Below are 24,815 nucleotides of genomic sequence, written 5' to 3'. Positions count from 1 at the left end.
TCGCGCGCGCACCGCCGTCGGCCGGTTTGTCCCCCCTGGGGGACGACGACGGTGCCGCAGCATCCCTAACAGGGGCGGCTGCGGCACCGCGTGATCGTCCGGGCCCGGCAGTGCTGGGCGTCAGATTCCTGTGCGCACTTCCGGGAGCGGCTCAGATGAGGGTGAGCGCCTGGCGGGCGATGGCGAGCTCCTCGTTGGTGGGCACCACGAGCACGGTGACCTTCGAGTCCGGGGTGGAGATGACGCGCGGCTCGTCGGAGCGGGTCTCGTTGACCCCCTGGTTGATCTTCACGCCCATGAAGCCCAGGCGCTCGCCGAGCTCGCGACGCAGGTTCGCGTCGTTCTCGCCGATACCGGCGGTGAAGGTCAGGGCGTCCAGACCACCCATGACGGCGGTGTAGGCGCCCACGTACTTCACGAGCCGGTGCAGGTAGATGTCCATGGCCTCGCGGGCCTCCTGCTCACCGGCGCCGATGCGCTTCCACACCTCGCGCATGTCGTTGTCCCCGGCCAGGCCCTTCATGCCCGAGCCGCGGTTGAACAGGTGGTCGATCTCGTCGATGGACATGCCGGCCACGCGTGCCAGGTGGAAGACGGCGGCCGGGTCGATGTCGCCGGTGCGCCCGCCCATGACCAGGCCCTCCAGCGGGGTCAGACCCATGGAGGTGTCCACGGCGTGCCCGGCCACGACCGCCGAGGCCGAGGCCCCGTTGCCCAGGTGCAGGACGACCTGCTTGAGGTCGTCGCGCCCCAGGAACTCGGAGACCGCCCCGGAGACGAACTGGTGGCTGGTGCCGTGAGCCCCGTAGCGGCGGATGGAGTAGGTGTCGGCGACCTCGCGGTCCAGGGCGTAGCGGGCGGCCTCCTCGGGCAGGTCCTGGAAGAAGGCGGTGTCGAAGACGGCCACGTGCGGCACGTCGGACAGGAGGCGGCGCCCCACCTCGATGCCCTTGAGGTGGGCGGGGTTGTGCAGCGGGCCCAGCGGCACGAGCTGCTCGATCCGGGCCACGACGTCGTCGTCGATGAGGGCCGGGCCGGAGAAGTAGCGCCCGCCCTGGACGACCCGGTGGCCCACGGCCACGATGTGGGCGTCGGCCAGCGAGGGGCCCTGCTCCTCGAACAGGCGCAGCACCTCGGACAGGCCGAAGCCGTGGTCGGGGACCGGCTCGGTGATCTCGGTGCGCTCCTCGCCGTGCTTGTGGGTGATGGCGCCGGTCTCCTCACCGATGCGCTCCACCAGGCCCGAGGCGAGCGAGGCGCCCGAGTCGGGGTCGACCAGCTGGTACTTGATGGAGGAGGAGCCGGAGTTGATAACGAGGACGGTGCGCTGAGTCACGGGGTGCCTTTCAAGAACGGTCGGGGATGAACGCGGGGATGACTGGATGACTGATGCGGGATCCCGGGTTGGCCTCAGCGGCGTGGGGCCGGGTCCCGGCCCCACGCCGCTGAAGGGCTCAGCCCTGGGCCTGGACGGCGGTGATGGCGACGGTGTTGATGATGTCCTCCACCAGGGCGCCGCGCGAGAGGTCGTTGACCGGCTTGTTGAGGCCCTGGAGGACTGGGCCGATGGCGATGGCGCCCGAGGAGCGCTGGACCGCCTTGTAGCCGATGTTGCCGCTGGACAGGTCCGGGAAGATGAAGACGTTGGCCCGTCCGGCCACGAGCGAGTCCGGGGCCTTCTTGGCAGCCACGGTCGGGTCGATGGCGGCGTCGTACTGGATGGGGCCCTCGACGGCGAGGTCGGGCTCCTTGGCCCGCACCAGCTCGGTGGCCTCACGGACCTTGTCCACGTCCGCGCCCTTGCCGGAGGTCCCGGTGGAGAAGGACAGCATCGCCACGCGCGGCTCGACGCCGAACTGGCGGGCGGTGGCGGCCGAGGAGATGGCGATGTCGGCCAGCTCGGCGGCGTTGGGCTCGGGGTTGACGGCGCAGTCGCCGTAGACGAGCACCCGGTCCTGCAGGAGCATGAGGAAGACCGAGGAGACGATGGAGGTCCCCGGCTTGGTCTTGATGATCTGGAAGGAGGGGACGATCGTGTGGGCGGTGGTGTGGGCGGCGCCCGAGACCATGCCGTCGGCGTCTCCCATGTGGACCATCATCGTGCCGAAGTAGGACACGTCCTGGACCTTCTCGCGGGCCTGCTCCAGGGTGACACCCTTCTTGGCGCGCAGGCGAGCGAACTCCTCGGCGTACTTCTCCAGCAGCTCGGGGTCGTTGGTGGCGACGACTCGGGCGGCGGCGATGTCCAGGCCCAGCTCGGTGGCGCGGGCCCGCACCGTGGTCTCGTCACCCAGCAGCACCAGGTCGGCGATGCCGCGGCGCAGGATGGCGTCGGCGGCCCGCAGGACCCGGTCGTCGTCGGGCTCGGGCAGGACGATGGTCTTGCGGTTGGTGCGCGAGCGCTCCACCAGCTCGGCCTGGAACATGATGGGGGTGACGACTTCGGAGGGCTCGACCTCCAGGGCCGACAGGAGGGCCTCGACGTCGGCCTCCTGCTCGAAGGTGGTCACGGCGACGTCGATCTTGCGCTCGGAGCCGTGGGCGAGCAGACCCTGCAGGGAGCCGGCCGCGGAGGCGGCGGCGAAGGTGTCCAGCGGAGAGGTGATGACCGGGATGTTGACGTCCAGCCCCTCCAGGAGGCGCAGCGCGTGGGGCGCCACCTCGAAGCCGCCGTTGAGGACGAGACCCGACAGGATCGGGAAGCTCGAGGAGGCCTGGGCCGCCATGAGGGAGATGAGCATGGCGGAGCGGTCGGCCGGGACGATGGCGAGCTGGCCGGCGGTCAGGCGCTCCAGGACGTGGGAGACGTCCATGGCGCACACGAGGACGGACTCGGCCTCGCGGTCGAGCAGCGTCTCGTCACCGGCGATGAGAGTGCCCTCGACGGCGTCGAGCACCTCGCGCACCACCGGGGCCGCCAGCAGCGGAACCTCGGGCAGCGTGGTGGAGGTGATGCCCTCGATGGCGGTCAGTGCCTCGCCGATGGCCTGGCGGGTCTCGGGCAGGCACTTGTTGGCCACGACCGCGACGGTGCGGGCGTGGTTGTCGGCGATCTCGGCCATGGAGACCTCCACGGAGGCGACGACGTCCTCCACGTCATTCTGCCCGGAGACCACCAGCAGCACCGGGACGCCGATGTTGGCGGCCACCCGGGCGTTGAGGGCCAGCTCGGGGTTGCCGGCGACGTCGGTGAAGTCCGAGCCGTCGATGATGACGACATCGTGCTCGCGCGCCATGGCCCGGTAGGCGTCGACGATGCGTGCCAGGGCCTCCTCGGGGTCGGCGTGGAACTCGTCCCAGGTCGCGCCGACGCACTGCTCGGGGGGCGTGGTGGAGCCGGCACGGTTCAGCAGGAGGCTGAGGAAGGCATCGCCCTCACGGCTCTCCACGAAGGGGCGGAAGACGCCGACCTTGGCGACCACCTTGGTCAGACAGGAGACCAGCCCGAGGGCCACCGTTGACTTCCCGGTTCCGGCGTTGGGTGAGGCGATGTAGATACTGCGCGCCACGTTAGGTCCTTCTCGCGTTGTCTTGGAGTCAGGGGCGCCGGCTCATTCCGGTGCCGTACGGGTCCGATTGTGCCCCTACCTGCGGGTCGTCTGCGACCAAAGGCCCGATCTCCGCCCGTCTTGTGATGTGGGAACGGGCACATAGCCAGGGGCCGGCATAGGTGTCATAGGCGCTAGTCCGCCCGTGTGGTCGGCCTGTGGCCGGGTGTGGAGGGGAGTGTGGTCTGTCCGGTTCCGGGGTCGACATTCACTGCGATGCTCACCGCGACATCGTCGGGGGACTTCCGGGGGGCGAACCGTGCTCCTTGAGAGATCCAGACCGTGTAGGTCGACGACGGGTCGCCCGGCTGAGGCAGGAACAGGGCGACCGCCTGTCCGCCGCCCGCTTCCTGCGCTGCAGCGACGGCGCGATGCGGCCCGATGTCCTGGGCCCGGCCCGCGCTGGTCGGTTCCGCCGGGGACTGGTGAGCGGTCATGGAGACCGGTGAGGCCGGTTGGGTGGGGCGGATACTGAACGCGCTGGCGTAGTAGCCCCACAGGAACAGCAGGGGGAGAAGGACCAGTCCGGCCGCCTTGAGCAGGTCGGTGTCCCGGGAGAGGCGCTGAGTGCGCCAGTGGGAGGACAGAGCGGTGCGTCGATGGCGCTGCAGCGGCCACCATGTGCGCAACCCGCTGACGGTCAGGACCACGAGGACCACGCCAGCGGTGGCCACGACCAGGCCCCCGACGGTCAGGCTCCGCCGGCCGGCCCACCAGCCGGTGTGGGGGATCTCCTGGGACATCCAGTGCACGTGGCCGGGCCCCCGACAGGACAGCAGGCAGCGGTGCAGGTTGTCCAGGACGGCGACCCAGACCGGTGCCGCCGACGCCCTGCTGATCTCGTGCCCGGTGGAGGGATCAATCGCGTAGGTGCCTTGCTCGGTCCGCACCTCGACGACGTCGGTGTCCCACCTTGCCGACAGGACCGGCTCGTCGGGATGGGCGTTCTCGATCACCTCGACCGCCTGTGGCAACGAGACCTGACCGGGACCGGCGTCGCTGCCGGAGGCGGCTGGGCTCAGTGAACGCAGAATCTCGGTCTGGTGCGGCAGGAGCGTGCCGCTGAGAGTGATGACCAGCAGTCCCAGGCTGGCCGCCGCCAACAGCCAGCGGCGCACGAGAGCCATCGCCCGGCGGGTGCGGGAGGCTGGGGAGGGGAGGGGAGCGACCGAGGGATCCATGGCAGTCTTCACCGGGGAGGGCTAGGACCCGGCGGGGGCCAGCAGGGCGGCCACGGCGCACAGGCAGGTCAGGACCGCAATGAGGGCGTAGACGAAGTAGCCGTGCTTGCGCCGCCGCCACAGGGAACAGGCGCCACTGACGCTGATTGCGGTGCCGGCGACCTGGATGACCAGGGCGGCGCCGACGGCCAGCGGGCCCGCGGCGCCGATGACGGGAGCCAGGGCGTAGACGATGACGCACCTGAGGCCCGAGGCCCACAGTCCCAGCATGACGGCATGGATATCGGCGCTGACCAGGAAGGGGGCTGCCGCCTCGTCCTGCGTGAGGGGGGAGGTGGTCGGGGGTGCGACAGCGTCGACGTCGTCGCCGGCCACCTCGCCGGGCGAAACGTCAACATAATCAATACTGGCCGTACTCTTCATACTGATGAATACGGTAACGGTCAGGATAAATCGCGTCAACGCTCCGCCATGGACTGGCGATGTGATGTCAGACAGGCGTGTTTGAGGGAAATAACCGCTGGTGGAAGCCTGTTTTGTGGGCCGGAGAAATAGGGGATGCTCGGCTGCGTGCTGGACGCGGCCCGGCAGCCGGACCGGGCTAGCGCAGCAGGGGCAGTGCTGAGATGACGGTCAGGACGACGATGATCGGCTCGAAGACCCGCTGATCCATGTGCTCGGCGAGGTGCCGACCGGCCAGGGCCGAGGCGATGACGACCGGTGCGGCGATCGCCGCCAGCGACAGGGTCGTGGGGTTGACCAGGCCGGCTGAGACGGAGAAGGGCAGCTTGACCAGGTTGACCAGGAAGAAGAACCAGGCCGTCGTCCCCAGGAAGGCCTTGACCGGATAGCGGCAGGCCAGGAAATACATGGAGGTCACCGGTCCGCCGGCGTTGGCGACCATCGTGGTGAAGCCGGCCAGGCTTCCGTAGACCAGGCGGGCCAGGCGGCTGCCGGCCGGGGCTGGACGTGCCACCTCGGGGGCGTCGTCGGACCTGTTCCTGGTGGCCGAGCGGCGCTGGTACAGCGTGACGGCGACCAGGATCAGCAGGATGGCGCCGATGAGGCGGCGAGAGGAGTCGTTGGAGGCCAGGTGCAGGAACAGGGCGCCGGCGCCGACGCCGGCCAGGACCGCCGGGACGAGCCTGCGCAGCATGCGGAAGTCCGCGTCGCCGCGATAGCTCCACACTGCCAAAAGGTCGCCGGTCATGAGCATGAGCAGGATGGCGCCGGTGGACTCCTTGGCCGGCAGTGCCGCGGTGCACAGGGCCACGGCGATGGTGGCCGCCCCGGGCAGGGCGGTCTTGGCGATACCGCACAGGGCCGCCACGACCACGAGCAGGATCCAGGCGGTGGTGGTCAAGGTGGGGAGCACGGGACCTCTCAGCGGTGAGAAGAGTCGGAGTCTGGCCTGAACTTTGTCCGGACTAATCATAGCCATCGACGGCGAGGGCCGGTGGGGTCCTCGCCGTCGATGGTGGCTTGCGTGAGTGCTGCCTGGGGCTGCGTCAACGGGGTGTTGCGGCGGTGCGCAGCAGCGTGGCGATCCCGGAGACGCCCAGGAAGATGAGCCCCGCCGCGGGCAGGGTCGTGGTAAGCAGGTGGTCCCAAAGAGCAGTGCGCTGGGTCGTCAGTCCGATCCCATGAAGCAGGCCGAGAGCGGCTGCTCCTGCGCCGATCGAGAGGATCGAGACCGCGGCTCGCAGCGCCCGTCTGGCAGGCGGCCAGGGGGTGATGAGCTGCAGCGGTGGCAGGGCCATCCAGGCCGTGAGCCCGGCGATGCACCAGAGAAGTGCGCTCGAGGTGGGGGAGGCCTCTTCGAGCAGATTGCCAAGCTTCCCCAGGCCTACGCAGACGACCCAGATGACGGCGCAGTAGGCGACCAGCAGGGCGTCGCTCCAGGTGAGGCGGTGATCCGTGCGCTCCCAGCGGCGGACATCGGAGAAGAACCCATGCACTGTGCCTGGAACCTGTGACGAGGACATGACCTCTCCTCCTGTGCGTCATCGCGGTCAAGAGTGCCCTTTTCAGAATAAACCCGCCGGTGCGCATGAGTGAAGGGTGATGGTCGTCGGGCCTCAGCGGGGGTGGGCGGCTCGCCCCGGGCGGTTGCCTGTGGCACCCCGGGAACGACGACGCTCCCGACCATCACTGGTCGGGAGCGTCGAGGTGAGACGTCAGCCGGTGGGGCCCGCCTGGAGGGGGAGTCCGCGCGAACCCCGCGACGTCTCAGGCCTTGAAGAGGGTTCCCTCAAGGTAGGCGTGTGCCTTGCGGGCGTACTCCAGGGGGTTGGCGATGGCCGGGTCCTGCTCGGCCTCCACTAGGATCCACTCGGAGTAGCCGTGGTCCACGAGGAACTTGTAGGGGACGGTGAAGTCGATCGTGCCGTCGCCGGGGACGGTGAACATGCCGGCCAGGAAGGAGTCGAGGAAGGAGCGCTCGGCAGCCTTGGACTCCTCCATCTTCTCGGGACGCACGTCCTTGAAGTGGACGTGCTTGACGCGGCCGATGGTGGCCTCCAGCAGACCCATGACGTCGCCGTCACCCACGTAGGCGTGGCCGGTGTCGAACAGGAGGGAGACCTTGGCCGGGTCGGTCAGCTCCATGAGGCGGATGGTCTCCTCCTTGGTCTGAATGACCGTGCCCAGATGGTGGTGGTAGACGAGCTCCAGGCCGTGGGCGTGGGCAACGTCGCCCAGCCGGTTGAGGCCCTCGGCCAGCACCGGCCACTGCTCCTCGGTGAGCACCGGCTTGTTGGTGAAGATGCAGACGTCGCGGATGCCCTGGACCGAGCCGGTCTGCTCGGAGACGACGACGCGGGTGGCGCCCAGGTACTCCAGGTAGGCGCAGGTGGCCTCGAAGTCGGGGATGACGGCCTCGACGCCGTCGCGCAGGATGAAGGAGGAGAACCACTGGGCGACGATCTTGATGCCGCGGGCCTCGGCGGCGGCCTTGACCTCCTCCTTGGGCGGGAAGAAGCCGGCGCACTCGGTGCCCGCGTAGCCGGTGTCGGCCAGGTCCAGGAGCATGTCCTCCAGGGTGTTGAAGGCGCCGACCTCGGGGATGTCGTCATTGCGCCAGGTGATCGGGTGCATGCCCCAGGAGATGCCGTGGGGGTCGGAGATGGCGGTTGCAGGGTCGAGGGTGAAGGACATCGTTGCTCCGTGTTCTCGCTCGTGTGGTGATGTGCGGTGGTGAGTGGGGTGGGTGGTGATGAGATGGCGGTGAGGCGCGGGCGGCTGCTGCGCCGTCGGCTCGGGGCCGCCAGTGGTGCGCTCCCGGGAGTAGGATGCCGGCGTCGGTGCCGGGCGGTGGGCCCGTGCCTCGAACCTAGCAACAGGACTTTGTCCTGACAAGCCCTTCTCGGGTCCTCCCGGGAGCGCGTGCGCTGGGGGTGGGTCAGGAGTAGAGCTTCTCCATCTCGACCTCGATCTCCTCCAGGGACTTGTCCTTGGTCTCCGGCATGATCTTGAACAGGACGACGGCGACGACCAGGTTGAGCACGCCGTAGATGGTGTAGGTGATGCCGCCGCCCAGGGTCTCCATCATGGGCGGGAAGGTCCAGGTGATGATGGCGTTGGCGGTCCACATGCAGAAGATCGCCGTGCCGTTCATGATGCCGCGGACGTTGGCCGGGAAGATCTCACCCATCATCGTCCACACGATCGTGCCGTTGGAGGACTGCACGATGAGCATGAAGACCGACATGAGCCCGAGGATGAGATAGGCGGCCCAGGTGGGCGGAGTGGTGTGGTTGGCCATGTGCGGGGCGATGAAGAACTGGAAGGTCGCTGCGATGCCCAGCAGGGTGAAGCCCACGCCGATGACGTCGCCGATGAGGACCTGGCGGCGCCGGAACTTCAGGATGAGCCAGACGCCGATGGCGGAGCCGATGACCGACATGACGCCGTTGGCCACCTGTGCGGTGATGGAGGCTGAGGTGGACATGCCGGCGTACTCCAGCACCTTGGGGGCGTAGTACATGACGGTGTTGACGCCGGTGGTCTGGTTGACCACGGCCAGGAAGATGCCGACCAGCAGCAGCTTGCGCAGCCAGGGCGTGGCCATGACGTGGCTGAAGCCCTTGCGCTGGGACTCCTCGTCCTTCTCGTGCCGGCGGGCCTCGACCATCTCCATGATCTCGTCCTCGATGGAGCCGTCCTTCTCCGGGACGCGCACGCGCTTGAGGGCGCCGATGGCGTCGTAGAGGCGCTCCTTGGCCAGGTACCAGCGCGAGGACTCGGGCATGAGGCGGATGCCGATCCACAGGGCCACGGCCGGGATGGAGCACAGGACCAGCATGTAGCGCCAGGCCTCGCCGTTACCGGCGCTGATGCTGAGCTGGTCGAGGAAGGCGTGGTACTGCTCGGCGTTCATCGGGCCGCCCTTGGAGGACTGGAGCTTGGCGATCTCGTCGAAGACGTACTGGCCCGGGGTGAAGTGCCCGCTGGGGTCCTCGGCGATGGTGACCCGCGGGCCGCCCTGGAGGGAGTTGATGATGGCGTTCATCGAGAAGGCGAGCAGCTGGCCGGTGACGATCATGAGCTGGTCGATGGCCACGATGGAGCCGCGGATGCGTTTGGGGGCCGTCTCCGCCAGGTAGACGGGGACTGTCGCGGAGGCGGCTCCGACGGCGAAGCCCAGGACGACGCGGAAGGGGTACATGACCCAGACGTTGGGGGCGATGGTGGTGCCGATCGCGCCGGCGAAGAACAGGAAGGCCAGGAAGGTGATGTTGTGGCGCCGGCCCCAGCGGTCCGACATGAGGCCGCCCAGCAGCGCGCCCAGCGCCGCGCCGACCAGCAGGGTGCCGCCGATGGCGCCCTCCTCGAAGGAGGTCAGCTGGAGGCCCTTGGCGTCGAAGGGCATGTACATGTATGGCAGGGCGCCGGAGATGACACCGGTGTCGTAGCCGAAGAGCAGTGAGCCGAGCGTGGCCACGGCGGCGATGGCGATGACGCCGCGGTGCTTGCCCGAAGGCGGCGTCTCGGCCACCGCCTTGTTGAGCTCTTCCCTGGTGAGTCCACGCAGGGACGTTGTGACTCCCTGAGACATAGGGGGTCTCCTCTCAGTCCTGCGGCGACGATGCCGCAGGGGTTGTTGTGATGGGTGGGTGGTGGTGGATTGAAAAGATAAGGTGCGGTGGGGGCGGCTCAGGCGTCGAAGGTGGTGCGTCCCTCGACGCGGGGGACCTCGTGCCACTGGCCGTCGGCTGCTGAGGCGACGACGGCCTCGTCGACCTCCGCGGCGCACCAGGCGTCGGCGGCCGAGGGGGCCACCTGTTTGCCGGTGAGGATCGACTCGATGAACTGCGCGGCCTCGATGGCCTTCATGTCGTCGAAGCCCATGGAGGTGCCGATGGCGGGCTGGAAGCGCTGCCACTGGCCCCACTGGGGGCCGGCCATGGCGCGGGTGTAGCCGTGGGAGGCGCCGCCGTCGAGCACGGGGCAGATCTCCAGCTCGTTGAGGCGCTCGAAGTTCCAGCGGGCCGAGCCCTTCGTGCCGTAGACCTCGATGACGTACTCGGCGCGCGGTCCCACGCTGACGCGGGAGGACTCCATGGTGCCCACGGTGCCGTTCTCGAAGCGCACGAGCATGGAGACGTAGTCCTCGTTCTCCACCGGGCCCACCTCGTCGCCGATCTCGAAGCCCGAGTGGCCGATGCCCATCTTGGTGGGGATGGGGCGCTCGGTGATGAAGGTGTCGGTGACCGCGGTGACCGAGGCGATGCGACCCACGATGTACTGGGCCAGGTCCGCCCCGTGGCTCATGAGATCGGGCACGACGCCGGCCCCGGCCTTCTCCTTCGAGGCCCGCCAGGTCAACGGTCCCAGGGGGGAGGAGTTGTAGTCGGCGATGAACCACACGCGCACGTTCGTGATCCGGCCGAGCTCGCCGCCGCGTACCAGGGAGCGCAGGTACTCGATGGCCGGGGTGTGGCGGTAGTTGAAGCCGACGGCGGTCATCAGCCCCGCCTTCTCTGCGGCCTGGGCGATCTGCCGGGACTGCTCGGCGCTGACCCCCATGGGCTTCTCGATCCAGAAGGGCTTGCCGGCCTCGACGGCCGCCAGGGCCATCTCGTGGTGGAGGAAGTTGGGGGCGCAGATGGAGACGGCCTCCACCTCGGGGTCGGCCAGCAGGTCGCGGTAGTCGGCGTAGGCGCGCTCGAAGCCCAGGTTGTCCACCGCCTCCTGACGCACCTCGTCCACCGGGTCCGCGGCGGCGACCAGCCGTGGGGTCACCCCCAGCTCGGGGAAGCGCTCGGCGATGGCGCGGTAGCTGCGGGAGTGAAGCCGTCCCATCCAGCCCAGGGAGATGACTCCGATGCCCAGTATTGACTTATTGGCCATAACGGTCCTTCCCGACAACATTGTCGGCTGCTGCGTGTGTGGAGGTGTCTCCGGAAGCCCCAGGAAACACCCGTCGTTAATGACGTCACAGGAAGATATCAGAGCACCTTTGTCCTGACAAGAGGGAAGTATGAGGTCTGATGACCTCTCTGAGTAGGGCCTCGTGCTCACCGGTGTTGTCGGATAGGATGTGCTCAACCGGTGTCCAAGGATGGACTCCGGATCCCGCGGATCGTGCCGATCCGTGAGGCACAACGGCGTGGAAGGGGAGACGTCTGCCGTGGAAGGACCTCGAGGACGAGGCGGGCGGGTCACGATCAGGACCGTCGCCGAACGTGCCGGTCGCTCCATCTCCACCGTCTCGGCGGCTCTCAACGGCTCCGACGGCGTCGCCGAGAAGACCCGTGGCGAGATCCTGCGCATCGCCTCCGAGCTCGGCTACCAGGCCGACCCGCGCGCCCAGTTCCTGCGCCGTAGCCACACCGGGCTCATCGGTGCCAGCTTCGCCATTGGGCAGGCCTACCAGGGCCTCATTGTGGACGGGCTCTTCCAGGCGGCCTCCGCCCTGGAGCACGCGCTGGTGCTGGCCACCTCCACCCCGCACCGCGATGTGGCCGACGGGCTGCGCTCACTGCTGCTCCAGCGCTGCGAGGGCCTCATCCTGGTCGACCCCGACTTCTCCGTGGACGCCCTGGCCAGCATCGGGGACCGTCCACCGGCGGTCCTCATCGGGACCAGTATCGAGATGGAGGACGTCGATGAGGTCCACTCACGTGACGACGTCGGTATCCAGATGCTCGTCGATCACCTGGTCGACACCGGGAGGCGCCGCATCACCCACGTGGACGGCGGGAGTCAGACCGCCGCGGGGCGACGCATCCAGAGGTTCGGCCAGGCCATGGAGAGCCGGGGGCTGGGACGAGGCGCGCGGGTGGTGCCCGGGGGAGGCGATGAGGACAGCGGTGCCAGGGCGGTCCACTACCTCATCGAGGCCGGTGAGCTGCCCGAGGCGCTCTTGTGCTTCAACGACCACTGCGCCGTCGGGGCTCTCATGGAGCTGCGCCGTCAAGGGGTGAGGGTGCCGCAGGACCTGGCCGTCACCGGCTACGACGGCATCCCGGTCACGGCCTCCTCGGCCTTCTCCCTGACCACGGTGCGACAGGACGCCCGCCTCATCGCCGAGGTGGCGGTCCGGGCGCTGCTGGCCCGGATGCACTCGGGTCAGGATGGCAAGATTCCGGCGGAGGTGGCCGGTGAGGACCGGCCTCTGGGGGGCCGCCTCTACCGGGTGGTCCCCGAGCTCGTTGTCCGCGACACGACGGCCCTGCCGTGCGAGCGTCGGGATGAGGCCTGTGCCTGATGCGGCACGCGGCCTACGGTAAACCTCACCGAGGAACGAGGAAGCCATAACCGAGGGGCGCACGCCCCGAACACTGGGACAGGAACCATGATTAACGGAGAACTCATCGACCTGGTCGCCGGCGACTACGAGGCGCGTATTGCCTCATCGGGTGCCATGCTCGTCCACCTGCGCCGCCAGGGGCGCGACCTCATCATGCCCTTCGACGCCGAGGCCACGCTGCCCGCAGGCTGGCAGGGAAAGACCCTGTTGCCGTGGGCCAACCGCATCGCAGGGTCCCGCTACGACTATGCGGGCACCGAGTTCCTCGTGGGCTGCAACGAGCCGGCCAGTGGCTCGGCCCTCCACGGCCTGGCCGGCTGGATGGACTGGCAGGTCGCCGACGACGACCCCTCCGGCGCCGACGACGGCGCCCCCCGCAGCCGCGTCGTCCTGGAGCTGAGCCTGCTGGCCTCCTACGGCTACCCCTGGAGCCTGGAGGCCAGCGCCTGCTTCGAGCTCGACGCCGAGCGCGGACTGAGCGTGACCGTGACCGCCACCAACGTCGGTGCGGCCCGCCCCACCCCGCCAGTCCCCGGCGCGCCGGAGGTCAAGGGTGAGCCCGCCCCCGCTCCCTACGGCGTGTCCTGCCACCCCTACCTGACGCGCTCGGTGCCCCTGGACGACTGCGTCCTGACGATCCCGGCGGCCGAGGTCCTCGACGTCGATGAGAACATGGCGCCCACGAGCCTGCGCAGCGTGGAGGGCACCGACTGGGACTGGCGGTGCGGCCGGCTCGTCGGGGCCACCCAGACGGACAATGCCTACACCGCCCTGCCCGAGGGCACCTGGGAGGTGAGCCTGCGCGGCGGGCAGGGGAACCGCGCCGTCGTCATGAGCTCGGACGTCCCCTGGGTGCAGGCCTACACCGCCGACGAGCTCTCCCGGCCCGGCGTGGCCATCGAGCCCATGACCTGCCCTCCCAACGCCTTCAACAGCGGGGAGGACCTCATGGCCCTCAAGGTGGGGCAGTCCCACTCCTTCGCCTACCGCCTCCACGAGGAGGACTGAGCGCGCACGCGGCCTGTACCGAGTGTCTTGTCGCCTCACTTCTGAGGTGCGGCGGGTTGCTTGCCCTGGAACTGACGGCGGCGGGATCGAAGGGAAGGGGGCTGGTGGGGCGTCAGTGTCCATGGTGCTGACATCAACCCCGCTCTGGCGCTGCACGCCGGAGAGAAACCGCAGTATTCCAACGATTTCTATGGGGTGCTTCGACGTCAGGCCCGTTAATGTCAGCGCTGTGGACACCGGGCTGCCGGCGGGACCGACTTTGCGGGGGACACGGTGGCGGGGCTGGGCTCCCTTATCCAGGGGTCTGCCTCACTTTTCCCGTCCTGGCCCTGGCTCCTGCTCAGGTGCCCGAAGGTCGTGTTCAGCGTCGGCTCCGGCCCGAGTCCTGCCCTGAGTCTGTCTGGTCCACGAGGGTCGGGATCCACTGGTCGGGGGTTGTGCGTACTGCACGAAGGCCCCACCTACCTGGAGTGCACCCGACCCTCCTCCAGTGGTCCTCGCCCCTCGTGCAGTACAGGTCAGGCGCCACCCGAGCGGCTGAGATCAGTGGAGCCAGCCCCGGCCAGCCTCGGCCAGCACAGCGGAGTGGTTCGGCTCAGGCCGCAACGAGGCGCTGAGAACGCCGGTGGGCGTCGTCGAGACGGAATGCTCGACGACGCCCACCCGCGCGTCAAAGGGGGCGGTGCTCAGCTCAGACGCACCGGCTGCCCGGAGTGGGCCGACTCCGTGGCGGCCTCGGCCAGGCGCAGGGCGGCGATGGCGTCCCCGATGCCGGTGGGAGGCGTGGTGCCGGCCTCGACGGCCTCGATGAAGGCGCTCAGCTCGATGCGGTAGGCGTCGGCGTAGCGCTCCAGGAAGAAGTCGAGGTAGGGCTCCTGGGCGTCGGTGACCTCGCCGTTGGACAGGCGCACCGTGGTGGTGCGGATGTTCTCGGCGAACAGGGCGCCCTCGCGGCCCGAGGCCTCGAGGCGCTGGTCGTAGCCGGAGGAGCAGTGGCGGTTGTTGATGATCGTGGCCACGGCGCCCGAGGCTGCCTTGAGGGTGACGACGGCGGCGTCGAAGTCGCCGGTGTCCTTCAGGGCCGGGTCGAGGTTCTGCCCGGCGGCGTAGACCTCCTCGATCTCGCCCAGGAAGAAGCGGGCGGTGTCGAAGTCGTGGATGGTCATGTCGCGGAAGATGCCGCCGGAGACCTTGATGTACTCCGCCGGCGGGGCGGCCGGGTCGCGGCTGATGATGGTCAGCTGCTCGATATCGCCGATCTTGCCGGCCTCGACCGCGGCGCGGGCGGCGGCGAAGCTGGGATCGAAGCGGCGGTTGAAGCCGAACATGACGGGGACCGTGACGGCATCGAGCTCGGCCTGGGCGGCCTCGACATCCTTCATGTCCAGAGCGATCGGCTTCTCGCACAGCACCGCCTTGCCCGCCTTTGCGGCGGCCAGCAGGTGGGGGATGTGCAGCGGCGTGGGGGAGCCGACGATGACGGCGTCGATCTCGGGGTCGGCGAAGACCTCCTCGGCGTCCTTGCAGGACCGGGCGCCGTAGGTGGCGGCGAGCTTCTCGGCCGCGTCCTCGAAGGGGTCGCAGACCAGGGCGAGCTCGGCCTGGGGGTGGGCGGCGATGGTCTTGGCGTGGACGTGGCCGATGCGGCCGGCACCGATGACGGCGATGGAGAGCATCCTTGCTCCTTCTGCGTGTGAGTGGGTGTGTGGGGTGGTGTCTGAACTGCGGACAGTGGTGGGGTGGGCGGTTCGACGGCGCGGAACGTGTGGACATGACCGAACACGCCGTGGACCCGCCCGGTGCGGCGGGTGCCGCTGCGGTCGTCTGGGCCCCCACCGGGACTCGGAGGATCCCGACTGGAGTCGATCAGGGCTGGGGCATGATGACGTCGCGCACCAGGGCGTCCAGGTCGGCGTCGGCCTGGAGGAAGCCGCGCAGGGTGCGGCGGGTTGCGCCGAAGGTGTCGAACTCCTCGGGCGTCATGCCGTCGGGCTCGTAGGCGCGCACGAACTCGGGGATCGACAGGAGCGTCTCCATGATCTCGGGGGCCACGGGCTCGTTGATGCGCTCGACGACCTTGTAGTCGGAGTCGTTGATGAGCTTCTGCCAGGCGAAGGGCGGGGAGACAACCAGGTCGCCGCCGACCAGCTCGGACCACTGCAGCACGTTGCGGAAGGCGGCCGACAGCACGCGGGCGCGCAGGCCCCGGGCCTGGAACTCCTGGTAGGCGCGCTTGAGGGCGGCCACGCCGCCCCACTCCAGGTGACCGGGGTCGATGAAGAGCTTGTCCCGCTTGGCCACGATCTTGAGCCAGTCGTCCAGGCGGCCGCCCATGAGGGTAACGACCGGACCCATGGTGGAGACGTCCTTGCCCTCGGCCTCGCGGCGCTTGAGGCCGCGCTCGATGGCCTCACCGGTGGCCACGGCCTGGGGCACGGAGAAGGAGACGGTGACGTTGACCGATACGCCCCGGTAGGTGGCGTCCTCGATGGCCTTGACGCCCACGGAGGTGGCGGGGATCTTGACGATGATGTTCTTGGCCAGGTTGGAGAACTCCTCGGCCTGGTCGGCCAGGGCCTTGGCGCTGCGGGCCAGGCGCGGGTCGGTCTGCATCGACAGGCGACCGTTGCGGCCCTTGTGCTCCTCGAAGATGGGCTCGAGCAGCTTGGCGGCCTCGATGCTCATCTCGCGCACGACCTGCCAGCCGATCTCGGACTCGGTGGCCTCGGGCATCTCCTCGGCCAGCTCGGCGATGCGGGGGAGCCACACGTCCTTGCGCTGGTTGATGCAGGTGTAGGCGATGGTGGGGTTGCAGGTGGCGCCGACGCCGCCGAAGGAGATGGACTGGCGCAGCTCGTCGGGGTCGGCTGAGTCGTTCCACAGGGCGGTGGGCGTGTTGCGGGCGGCGTCGAGAAGGGGTCCGGGGGTGTAGTCGATGCTCATCGGTTCTGTGCTCTCTTTCGGGTTCATCCGCGCAGGCGTCCTTGCAGCCGCGGTCCGGTAGCCTCTATTGAAGTGTGCTCGACGGCATCTGTCAATAAAATGTCAGGACAAAGATTCCTGGGAGTGGTGGTGACTCCTGTGTTGGGGTGAGAGCTAGCTGGAGAACAGCGAGGTCTCGAAGGTGTAGCGCGAGGCCCGGTAGATGTGCTGCCCGTACTCGATGATGCGGCCCGACTGGTCGTAGGTGATGCGGGTAGCGGTCATGAGGGCGGCGCGGCGCCGCTCGTGGAGGAGGTCGGCCTCGCGGGCGGTGGCATTGCGGGCCCCGATGATCTGCTTGGCTGTGGTGGGGATGACGTCCTGGGCGCGCAGCAGGTCGTAGAGGCCTCCGGCCTCCAGCTCCTCACGGGTGGGGGCGATGGCTGCCGGCATGAGGTTGGACAGCACTGCGATCGGCTCGCCGTCGGCGCAGCGGATGCGGGTGCAGGTCACGACGGCGGTGCCCTCCTCGACCTCGAGGTGCTCGGCGGCCTCGGCGTCGGCCTCGTGCTCGACGTAGTCCAGCACGCTCGTGGAGGTCGTGTGGCCGGCCGCGGACAGGTCTGACAGCAGGCTCGTCAGCTGCATCGGGCGGTGGACGTGCATGGGGGAGACGATCGTGCCCACGCCCCGACGGCGCTTGACCAGGCCGCGGTCCACCAGGTGCTGAAGGGCCTGGCGCGCCGTGGGGCGGGAGACCTTCAGTCGCTTGGCCATTGAGAGCTCGTCCTCCAGGCGGCTACCGGCGGGCAGGGTGCCGTCAAGGATGAGTGCGGCCAGCGGCTCGGAAATTTGCGTGTGCAGCGGCGTCTTGGACTCGCGGTCGATCGTGATGTCGAGGGCGAAAGGGGATGTTGAATCGGGCATGAGGTGAGCCTGTGTCAGACGTGATAATGCCTCGAGCATACGGATGCTGTGTGCTGATGTCACGCACTGTCGCCATCCTGTGGCTGCTACGCGGGGAGGCGGTCCTCCAAATGTTCTGACAAATGCTTGACCTGGGGCGGTCCAGTGGGGCAGGCTTCGCAGTGACGCCCGACGCAGACCTCCGTTCCGCAGGCCTGCAGCCCCCAAGGATGTGGAGACGCGATCACCGTGACGACAGCAACGACGGCAACGACCCAGGTGACCGAGGCGGTCGCGCCCGAGAGCTCGCCTGCAGCCGCCGGAGACGCCGACCGGCTCGACGTGCTCACCATCGGGCGCTGCGGCATCGACATCTACCCCCTTCAGGTCGGCGTCGGGCTGGAGGACGTGGAGAGCTTCGGCAAGTTCCTGGGCGGGAGCCCCACCAACGTGGCGGTGGCCGCCGCCCGCTACGGGCACCGCTCCGCCGTCGTCACCGGCGTGGGAAACGACCCCTTCGGGCGCTTCGTGCGCACCGAGATGCGCCGCCTGGGGGTCGACGACCGCCACGTCGTCACCAAGGCCGCCTACAACACCCCGGTCACCTTCTGCGAGATCTTCCCTCCGGATGACTTCCCCCTCTACTTCTACCGTGAGCCCTCGGCCCCCGACCTGGAGCTGACCTGGGAGGACCTGCCGCTGGAGGCCATTCGCGACGTCTCGATCTTCTGGATCTCGGTGACCGGCCTGAGCAAGGAGCCCTCGCGCTCGGCCCACCACGCGGCCCTGGGCACCCGAGACCGGCGGCGCTTCACGATCGCCGACCTCGACTACCGCCCTATGTTCTGGAAGGACAAGGAGACGGCCCACCGGGAGGTCTCTCGGATCCTTCCCAAGGTCACCGTCGCCATCGGCAACCGGGAGGAGTGTGAGGTCGCCGTCGGCGAGCGCGACCCCGAGCGGGCGGCCGACGCCCTCCTGGAGGCCGGCGTCGAGCTGGCCATTGTCAAGCAGGGCCTGGAGGGGACGTTGGCCAAGACCCGCACCGAGCGGGTGGAGATGCCCGTGACCTCGGTGGAGACGAAGAACGGTCTGGGAGCCGGGGACGCTTTCGGAGGGGCCATCTGCCACGGCCTGCTCTCGGGCTGGTCGCTGGAGAAGACCATCTTCGCCGCCTCCACCGCAGGAGCGATCGTCTCCTCGCGACTGGAGTGCTCCACCGCCATGCCCACCGAGCCCGAGCTGCTCGAGCTCATGCGCGCCCGCCGCGACGAGGTCGCCCCGGGGCTGACGGACCTGTGAGGAGTCCCCGATGAACGCATCATCCACCCCTGCCGCCTCCGCCTCGGGGCCGCGGCCGCTGATCGACGCCGTCACCGAGATCCGGGCGACCGACCCCGATCGCATCGGCCGGGCCCTGGCCCAGCGCCCCCGCGCCGACCTGTCTGGGGCCGGGCGCCTCATGGTCATCGCCTGCGACCACCCGGCCCGCGGGGCCCTGGGGGCCGGCGAGAGACCCCTGGCGATGGCCGACCGCGAGGACCTCCTGCGGCGCTGCATGACGGCCCTGTCCCGCCCCGGCGTCAACGGGTTCCTGGGAACGGCCGAGATCATCGAGGACCTGACCCTCCTGGGCGCCCTGGACGGCAAGCTCGTGTGGGGCTCGATGAACCGGATCGGCCTCCAGGGGGCCTCCTTCGAGATGGACGACCGCTTCGGCGCCTACGACGCTGACGGCATCGAGGTCTCCCACCTCGACGGCGGCAAGATGCTCACCCGCATCAACTACGCCGACCCCGCCAGTGCCGCCACCCTCGAGGCCAGCGCCAAGGCCATCGACTCCCTGTCCGAGCGTGGCCTGAATGCCATGATCGAGCCCTTCATCTCGCGGTGGGAGGGCGGCCGGATCGTCAACGACCTCAGCGAGGAGGCCGTCATCCGCTCGATCTGCATCGCCCAGGCGCTGGGGCGCAGCTCGGCGCACACCTGGCTCAAGCTGCCCTGCGTCAGCGATCCCGTCTCGATGCGGCGCGTCATGGCCTCCACCTCCCTGCCCAGCCTCATCCTGGGCGGCGAGGTCTCCACCGACCCCGAGGCCACCCGCGCCTCCTGGGCGGCGGCCCTGGAGCTTCCCAATGTCAGGGGACTGGTCGTGGGCCGCTCCCTGCTCTACCCGGGCAATGACGACGTCGAGGCCGCCGTCGACGCCGCCGTCGCCCTGCTGTGAGGACCTGACACGTCCCGCCACCGGAACCGCCGCAACCGCTGCAACCCCCGTCAATCGGCCCCGGCCGGGCCACCCCATACGAGACAATCCCCACGAATACCCCCAGGAGCTGAAGGAGCACCACCATGGGCCACACCGACCGCACCGCTCAGTCCGAGACCTCGGACCAGCCCCACTACGTCATCCGCGCCGGAGAGCTCGCCCACGACAGCTACGAGCTGGACCTCACCCCGGAGCGGGCCGGCTGGGAGTGGTCCTCCCTGCGCGTGGTGGCGCTCGCTCCTGGGAAGCCCCTGACCGTGCCCGCCGGTGAGCACGAGTACCTCGTCCTGCCCCTGTCGGGAGGCTGCACCGTCCAGGCCGGCAGCGAGCGCCTCGAGGTGGCCGGGCGCGAGTCGGTCTTCACCGACATCACCGACTACGTCTACGTCCCCCGCCACACCGAGGTGACCCTCATCAGCGCCGGCGGCGCCCGCATCGCCCTTCCCGGCTCCAAGGCCACCACCGACAAGCCGCTGCGCTACTGCCCGCGCTCCGAGGTCGGCACCGGCCTGCGGGGGGCCGGCCCCTCCTCGCGCCAGGTCAACAACTACGCCCTGGGCAACGACGTCGAGACCTCCCACCTGCTGGCCTGCGAGGTCCTGACCCCCGGAGGCAACTGGTCCTCCTACCCGCCCCACAAGCACGACGAGCACACCGAGGTCGAGCGGGTCCTGGAGGAGATCTACTACTACCAGGTCCGCGCCGGCGAGGGTGACGCCGAGGGCTTCGCGCTCCAGCGCATCTACCCCTCGCCCGGCCACGACATCGACGTGTGCACCGAGGTGCGCGGCGGCGACGTCGTCGTCATGCCCTACGGCTACCACGGCCCCTCCGTGGCCGCCCCCGGCTACGACCTCTACTACCTCAACGTCATGGCCGGCCCCGCCGAGGACTCCGTGTGGCTCATGACCGACGACCCCCACCACACCTGGGTGCGCCAGACCTGGGAGGACCAGGAGGTCGACCCGCGCCTGCCCATGACCCCCATGAACGACTAGCCGATCCGCCTTTCGACCGCCCCACCACCTGAGAAGAGCAGAGAAGAACCACGATGAGCAACGAAGCCTACGCCGGCACGATCCGCCTGACGGTCGCCCAGGCCACCATCCGTTTCCTGTCCAACCAGTACTCCGAGCGCGACGGCGTCGAGCAGCGCCTCATCGCCGGGGCGTTTGGCATCTTCGGCCACGGCAACGTGGCCGGCATCGGCCAGGCCCTCCTGCAGAACGAGATCGCCCGCGCCGACGGCGAGCAGGAGATGCCCTACATCATGCCCCGCAACGAGCAGGGGCAGGTGCACGCGGCCGCCGCCTTTGCCAAGACCACCAACCGCCTCCAGACCTACATGTGCACGGCCTCCATCGGCCCGGGCTCCCTCAACATGGTCACCGGGGCCGCCCTGGCCACCACCAACCGCCTTCCGGTGCTGCTCTTCCCCTCCGACCAGTTCGCCACCCGCGTCCCCGACCCCGTCCTCCAGCAGCTGGAGGACCCCACTAGCCTGGACGTCAGCGTCAATGATGCCTTCCGCCCCGTCTCGCGCTTCTTCGACCGCATCAACCGGCCCGAGCAGCTCATCCCCTCACTGCTGAGCGCCATGCGCGTGCTCACCGACCCCGCCGAGACCGGCGCGGTCACCATCGCCATGCCCCAGGACGTCCAGGCCGAGGTCTTCGACTGGCCCGTGGAGCTGTTCCGCAAGCGCGTGTGGCACGTGCGCCGCCCGGTGCCCGAGCCCGCAGCCCTGGAGCGCGCCGTCGCCCTCATCAAGGCCGCCAAGCGTCCCCTCATCATCGCCGGCGGCGGCACCATCTACGCCGGAGCCAGCGAGGAGCTGCGCGCCCTGGCCACCGCCACCGGCATCCCGGTGGGCGACACCCAGGCCGGCAAGGGCGCCATCAACTTCGACCACCCCAGCGCCGTGGGCGGCGTGGGCTCCACCGGCTGCGACTCCGGCAACCACATCGCCGACAAGGCCGACCTCATCATCGGCGTGGGCACCCGCTACTCCGACTTCACCACGGCCTCCAAGACCCAGTTCAAGAACCCCGACGTGAAGTTCGTGAACATCAACGTCACCCCCTTCGACGCCGCCAAGGAGAGCGCCGAGATGGTGGTGGCCGACGCCCGCGAGGCCCTGGCGGCCCTGACAGAGGCGCTCGCGGACTACCGCGTCGATGCGGCCTACTCCGAGGAGATCACCGCGGAGAAGGAGGCCTGGCTCAAGGCCACCGAGCGCTGCTACCACCTGGACCACGGGCCCCTGCCCGCCCAGACCGAGGTCTTCGGCGCCCTCAACGAGCTCATGGGGGAGGAGGACGTGGTCATCAACGCCGCCGGCTCCATGCCCGGTGACCTCCAGGCCCTGTGGCAGGCCCGCAGCCCGCTGCAGTACCACGTGGAGTACGCCTTCTCCTGCATGGGCTACGAGGTGCCCGCCGCCATGGGCGTCAAGCTCGCCCGCCCCGAGGCCGAGGTGGTCTCCATCGTGGGCGACGGCACCTACCAGATGCTCCCCATGGAGCTGGCCACCGTGGTCCAGGAGAACATCAAGGTCATCTACGTCCTGCTGCAGAACTACGGCTTCTGCTCCATCGGTGCCCTGTCGGAGTCCCGCGGCTCCCAGCGCTTCGGCACCAAGTACCGCCGGCGCGGCGAGGGCAGCCACCTGGCCGACGAGCAGGTCATCGACGGTGTCGACATCGCCGCCAACGCCCGCTCCTGGGGCCTGGACGTCCTCGAGGTCCACACCATCGCGGAGTTCAAGGAGGCCTACCGCCAGGCCGAGGCCTCGGACCGTCCCACGATGATCCACATCGAGACCGACCTCTACGGCCCCAACCCGCCCGGCTCGAGCTGGTGGGACGTCCCGGTCTCGGGGGTCTCCGAGCTGGAGTCCACACAGCGCGCCTACGAGGAGTACCTGCGTGACCGCAAGCCTCAACGTCACTACCTGTAAGGCCACTACCTGAAGGGATCGCAGGTAGGACGCGGATGACGGCGCGCTCCTGCGCCGGCCGCGACGGCGGGGGTCCACGGCTGATGGTGCCGTGGACCCCCGCCGTGCGCGCGCTCCCGTCCGGGGAGGGTGTCCCTCGGGTGCTGTATCAGCGGCGCTGCGGAGGGGATGCCAAGATCACGATGTGGTCAACGCCCCGATTATGTTCTGACAAAACGGCGCCATTCGCCGTCTGGGACGTTAGGCTGGGGGCACATGCAAGGCGCTGGGCGCCCGGCCGGTCCGCCACTGAGACCTTGGTCTGAGTCCGGCCCTACCCACCCCATAGGCGGGGCGGGTCCGCGAAACCGACAATCAGGAGTCGATAACGATGAGAACCATTGCGCACTGGGTTGACGGAAAGTACTACGAGGGAAACCCGATCGGGCGCTTCGCCGTCGAGAACCCGGGAACCGGTGAGGTCGAGGCCGAGCTGCTCCAGGCCTCCGACGCCGACCTCGACCACGCCGTCGAGGTGGCGCGCCGTGCCCAGAAGGAGTGGGCGAAGGTCTCGCTGGCCAAGCGCACCGCCATCATGTTCCGCATGCGCCAGCTGGTCCTGGACCACCAGGACGAGATGGCCAAGATGATCGTGGCCGAGCACGGCAAGAACTACTCCGACGCCGTCGGCGAGATCCAGCGCGGGCGCGAGACCCTCGACTTCGCCACCGCCATCAACCTGGCCCTCAAGGGCGAGCACTCCTTCGACATCTCCACCGGCGTGGACATCCACACCCTGCGCCAGCCGGTCGGCGTCGTCGCCGGCATCTGCCCTTTCAACTTCCCGGCCATGGTGCCCATGTGGATGCACCCCATCGCCATCGCCACCGGTAACGCCTTCGTCCTCAAGCCGGCCTCGGCCACGCCGTCTGCGGCCCTGCTGACGGCCGAGCTCTACAAGGAGGCCGGCCTGCCCGACGGCGTCTTCAATGTCGTCTCCGGCAACCGCACCATGGTCTCCAAGGTCCTTGAGCACCCCGGCATTGACGCGATCTCCTTCGTGGGCTCCACCCCGGTGGCCCACATCGTCCAGAACACCGGCGTCACCCACGGCAAGCGCGTCCAGGCCCTGGGCGGGGCGAACAACCACGCCATCGTCATGCCCGACTCCGACCTGGACTTCGCCGCCCAGCACATCTCCGCCGCCGCCTTCGGCGCCGCCGGCGAGCGCTGCATGGCCCTGCCCGTCGTCGTGGCCGTGGGCGGCTGCGGACCGGATCTGGCCCGCCGCGTCAAGGCCCATGCCGAGAAGATCAAAGTCGGCTACGGCATGGACGAGGGCGTCGAGATGGGGCCGGTCATCGACGCCAAGTCCAAGGAGTTCATCACCGGACTCATCGACGACGCCGAGGACAAGGGAGCCGAGGTCGTCCTCGACGGCCGTCCGCTGGTTATCCCCGGACACGAGAAGGGTCACTTCCTCGGCCCGACCATCGTGGACAACGTCTCCCTGGAGTCCTCGCTCTACACCGAGGAGGTCTTCGGGCCGGTGCTCGCCATCGTCCACGCCGACACCTACGAGGAGGCCATCAAGCAGGTCAACTCCTCGCCCTTCGGCAACGGCGCGGCCATCTTCACCAATGACGGCGGCGTGGCCCGTCGCTTCGAGCTCGACGTCGAGGCCGGCATGGTGGGCATCAACGTGCCGATCCCGACGCCGGTGGCCTACTACTCCTTCGGCGGCTGGAAGGAGTCGCTCCTGGGCGACACCCACATCCACGGCCCCGAGGGCGTGCGGTTCTACACCCGCGCCAAGGCGGTGACCACCCGCTGGCCCTCGGAGAAGACCTACGCCGCGACCATGTCCTTCCAGCGCGAGGAGTAGGCCCGGCTGCTCCGCAACCCAGCAACGCGGACGCACCATAGAACTCAAGGACGGATCCTGCAGGATGAGTCCGCGGGCCCTATGGTGCGTCCGTGCCTTTGTCAGGACGGGAGGGCGACCCCTACTTCCAGAGGTCAGTCACCGGGCGCCGGCGGAGCGTGGACGCCTGCCGGGGGTCTTGAGGCTGCTGCGTGCTCGCAGGCGTTCAGGTGGTGTCATCGGGAGAGTGGTGACTGAAGTCGCCCGCCATATTCGTCCTGGTGGACCTGTGCCTCACCCCCGCGGATGATGACTTTTCGGTGGCAGAACAGCATATTCCCGGGGTGTCGTTCAAGGGTCTGAAAATGCCTACGTCACCATTTCCCCAGAGGCTATTGTCATGACATAATGGGTATGTCGACGTGG

Annotated in this window: 19 protein-coding genes; 7 read left to right on the top strand and 12 right to left on the bottom strand. The window is 69.0% G+C overall.

The features are described 5' to 3' along the window. Positions 1–151: 151 nt before the first annotated feature. The 9 genes from AXE84_RS01730 to AXE84_RS01690 all read right to left on the bottom strand — a co-directional run bounded on the left by AXE84_RS01730 (position 152) and on the right by AXE84_RS01690 (position 11,080). The gene (locus tag AXE84_RS01730; protein WP_060956624.1) at positions 152–1,336 is read right to left on the bottom strand and encodes an acetate/propionate family kinase; all 1,185 of its coding nucleotides are present in this window, start codon (positions 1,334–1,336) and stop codon (positions 152–154) included. A gap of 118 nt (positions 1,337–1,454) precedes the next feature. Continuing rightward, a complete protein-coding gene (gene pta / locus AXE84_RS01725) occupies positions 1,455–3,509 on the bottom strand; it encodes a phosphate acetyltransferase (RefSeq protein WP_060956623.1) in 2,055 nt (684 codons plus the stop codon). A 173-nt stretch (positions 3,510–3,682) separates the two neighbouring features. Further along, positions 3,683–4,729 carry a PepSY-associated TM helix domain-containing protein gene (locus AXE84_RS01720; RefSeq protein ID WP_060956622.1) on the bottom strand — a complete coding sequence of 349 codons (1,047 nt, stop codon included), beginning with the start codon at positions 4,727–4,729 and terminating at the stop codon, positions 3,683–3,685. A gap of 21 nt (positions 4,730–4,750) precedes the next feature. Then, on the bottom strand, positions 4,751–5,152 hold the full coding sequence (locus tag AXE84_RS01715; RefSeq protein ID WP_060956621.1) for a hypothetical protein: 402 nt from the start codon (positions 5,150–5,152) through the stop codon (positions 4,751–4,753). A 178-nt stretch (positions 5,153–5,330) separates the two neighbouring features. After that, positions 5,331–6,104, bottom strand: a complete 774-nt coding sequence (locus AXE84_RS01710; RefSeq protein WP_060956620.1) for a sulfite exporter TauE/SafE family protein — start codon at positions 6,102–6,104, stop codon at positions 5,331–5,333. 133 nt (positions 6,105–6,237) lie between these two features. After that, on the bottom strand, positions 6,238–6,714 hold the full coding sequence (locus AXE84_RS01705) for a hypothetical protein (RefSeq protein ID WP_060956619.1): 477 nt from the start codon (positions 6,712–6,714) through the stop codon (positions 6,238–6,240). A gap of 244 nt (positions 6,715–6,958) precedes the next feature. Further along, positions 6,959–7,885: a myo-inosose-2 dehydratase gene (iolE, locus tag AXE84_RS01700; RefSeq protein WP_060956618.1), complete on the bottom strand. Its 927-nt coding sequence runs from the start codon at positions 7,883–7,885 to the stop codon at positions 6,959–6,961. A gap of 244 nt (positions 7,886–8,129) precedes the next feature. Then, complete coding sequence (locus AXE84_RS01695) at positions 8,130–9,785, bottom strand: MFS transporter (protein WP_060956617.1); 1,656 nt, start codon at positions 9,783–9,785, stop codon at positions 8,130–8,132. Positions 9,786–9,883: 98 nt separating this feature from the next. After that, complete coding sequence (locus AXE84_RS01690) at positions 9,884–11,080, bottom strand: Gfo/Idh/MocA family protein (RefSeq protein WP_060956616.1); 1,197 nt, start codon at positions 11,078–11,080, stop codon at positions 9,884–9,886. 280 nt (positions 11,081–11,360) lie between these two features. Between AXE84_RS01690 and AXE84_RS01685 the strand changes: the two genes are divergently transcribed. Continuing rightward, the gene (locus tag AXE84_RS01685) at positions 11,361–12,440 is read left to right on the top strand and encodes a LacI family DNA-binding transcriptional regulator (protein ID WP_060956615.1); all 1,080 of its coding nucleotides are present in this window, start codon (positions 11,361–11,363) and stop codon (positions 12,438–12,440) included. An 87-nt stretch (positions 12,441–12,527) separates the two neighbouring features. Further along, the gene (locus AXE84_RS01680) at positions 12,528–13,490 is read left to right on the top strand and encodes an aldose-1-epimerase (RefSeq protein ID WP_060956614.1); all 963 of its coding nucleotides are present in this window, start codon (positions 12,528–12,530) and stop codon (positions 13,488–13,490) included. Between the two features lie 686 nt (positions 13,491–14,176). On the opposite strand, the gene iolG is transcribed toward AXE84_RS01680, so the two are convergent. From iolG to AXE84_RS01665, 3 genes are all read right to left on the bottom strand, one after another. Beyond that, positions 14,177–15,166, bottom strand: coding sequence for an inositol 2-dehydrogenase (gene iolG, locus AXE84_RS01675; RefSeq protein WP_060956613.1), 990 nt, complete (start codon positions 15,164–15,166; stop codon positions 14,177–14,179). A 190-nt stretch (positions 15,167–15,356) separates the two neighbouring features. Then, on the bottom strand, positions 15,357–16,433 hold the full coding sequence (locus AXE84_RS01670) for a transaldolase family protein (RefSeq protein WP_060956612.1): 1,077 nt from the start codon (positions 16,431–16,433) through the stop codon (positions 15,357–15,359). A 153-nt stretch (positions 16,434–16,586) separates the two neighbouring features. After that, a complete protein-coding gene (locus tag AXE84_RS01665) occupies positions 16,587–17,339 on the bottom strand; it encodes a GntR family transcriptional regulator (RefSeq protein ID WP_060956611.1) in 753 nt (250 codons plus the stop codon). 228 nt (positions 17,340–17,567) lie between these two features. On the opposite strand from AXE84_RS01665, the gene iolC reads away from it, so the two are divergent. The 5 genes from iolC (at position 17,568) to AXE84_RS01640 (ending at position 24,410) form a co-directional block, all read left to right on the top strand. Then, positions 17,568–18,620: a 5-dehydro-2-deoxygluconokinase gene (iolC, locus tag AXE84_RS01660; RefSeq protein ID WP_060956610.1), complete on the top strand. Its 1,053-nt coding sequence runs from the start codon at positions 17,568–17,570 to the stop codon at positions 18,618–18,620. A 10-nt stretch (positions 18,621–18,630) separates the two neighbouring features. Further along, positions 18,631–19,545 carry a Cgl0159 family (beta/alpha)8-fold protein gene (locus AXE84_RS01655; RefSeq protein ID WP_060956609.1) on the top strand — a complete coding sequence of 305 codons (915 nt, stop codon included), beginning with the start codon at positions 18,631–18,633 and terminating at the stop codon, positions 19,543–19,545. Between the two features lie 125 nt (positions 19,546–19,670). Further along, entirely contained in the window at positions 19,671–20,585 is a 915-nt protein-coding gene (gene iolB, locus AXE84_RS01650; protein WP_060956608.1) for a 5-deoxy-glucuronate isomerase, read from the top strand. 53 nt (positions 20,586–20,638) lie between these two features. Continuing rightward, complete coding sequence (iolD, locus tag AXE84_RS01645) at positions 20,639–22,546, top strand: 3D-(3,5/4)-trihydroxycyclohexane-1,2-dione acylhydrolase (decyclizing) (protein WP_060956607.1); 1,908 nt, start codon at positions 20,639–20,641, stop codon at positions 22,544–22,546. Positions 22,547–22,916: 370 nt separating this feature from the next. Continuing rightward, positions 22,917–24,410, top strand: a complete 1,494-nt coding sequence (locus tag AXE84_RS01640; protein WP_010614615.1) for a CoA-acylating methylmalonate-semialdehyde dehydrogenase — start codon at positions 22,917–22,919, stop codon at positions 24,408–24,410. Positions 24,411–24,815: the final 405 nt, after the last annotated feature.

Origin of the sequence: Actinomyces oris (assembly GCF_001553935.1) — a bacterium.
Classification (GTDB): domain Bacteria; phylum Actinomycetota; class Actinomycetes; order Actinomycetales; family Actinomycetaceae; genus Actinomyces; species Actinomyces oris_A.
This window is presented reverse-complemented; position numbering and strand designations above follow the sequence as displayed.

Bases quoted from the DNA above. Each gene is read 5' to 3' on its own strand.
- AXE84_RS01720 (WP_060956622.1), bottom strand. From the start codon at position 4,729: ATGGATCCCTCGGTCGCTCCCCTCCCCTCCCCAGCCTCCCGCACCCGC.
- AXE84_RS01715 (WP_060956621.1), bottom strand. From the start codon at position 5,152: ATGAAGAGTACGGCCAGTATTGATTATGTTGACGTTTCGCCCGGCGAG.
- AXE84_RS01705 (WP_060956619.1), bottom strand. From the start codon at position 6,714: ATGTCCTCGTCACAGGTTCCAGGCACAGTGCATGGGTTCTTCTCCGAT.
- iolE (WP_060956618.1), bottom strand. From the start codon at position 7,885: ATGTCCTTCACCCTCGACCCTGCAACCGCCATCTCCGACCCCCACGGC.
- AXE84_RS01695 (WP_060956617.1), bottom strand. From the start codon at position 9,785: ATGTCTCAGGGAGTCACAACGTCCCTGCGTGGACTCACCAGGGAAGAG.
- AXE84_RS01690 (WP_060956616.1), bottom strand. From the start codon at position 11,080: ATGGCCAATAAGTCAATACTGGGCATCGGAGTCATCTCCCTGGGCTGG.
- AXE84_RS01680 (WP_060956614.1), top strand. From the start codon at position 12,528: ATGATTAACGGAGAACTCATCGACCTGGTCGCCGGCGACTACGAGGCG.
- iolG (WP_060956613.1), bottom strand. From the start codon at position 15,166: ATGCTCTCCATCGCCGTCATCGGTGCCGGCCGCATCGGCCACGTCCAC.
- AXE84_RS01670 (WP_060956612.1), bottom strand. From the start codon at position 16,433: ATGAGCATCGACTACACCCCCGGACCCCTTCTCGACGCCGCCCGCAAC.
- AXE84_RS01665 (WP_060956611.1), bottom strand. From the start codon at position 17,339: ATGCCCGATTCAACATCCCCTTTCGCCCTCGACATCACGATCGACCGC.
- AXE84_RS01655 (WP_060956609.1), top strand. From the start codon at position 18,631: ATGAACGCATCATCCACCCCTGCCGCCTCCGCCTCGGGGCCGCGGCCG.
- iolB (WP_060956608.1), top strand. From the start codon at position 19,671: ATGGGCCACACCGACCGCACCGCTCAGTCCGAGACCTCGGACCAGCCC.
- iolD (WP_060956607.1), top strand. From the start codon at position 20,639: ATGAGCAACGAAGCCTACGCCGGCACGATCCGCCTGACGGTCGCCCAG.
- AXE84_RS01640 (WP_010614615.1), top strand. From the start codon at position 22,917: ATGAGAACCATTGCGCACTGGGTTGACGGAAAGTACTACGAGGGAAAC.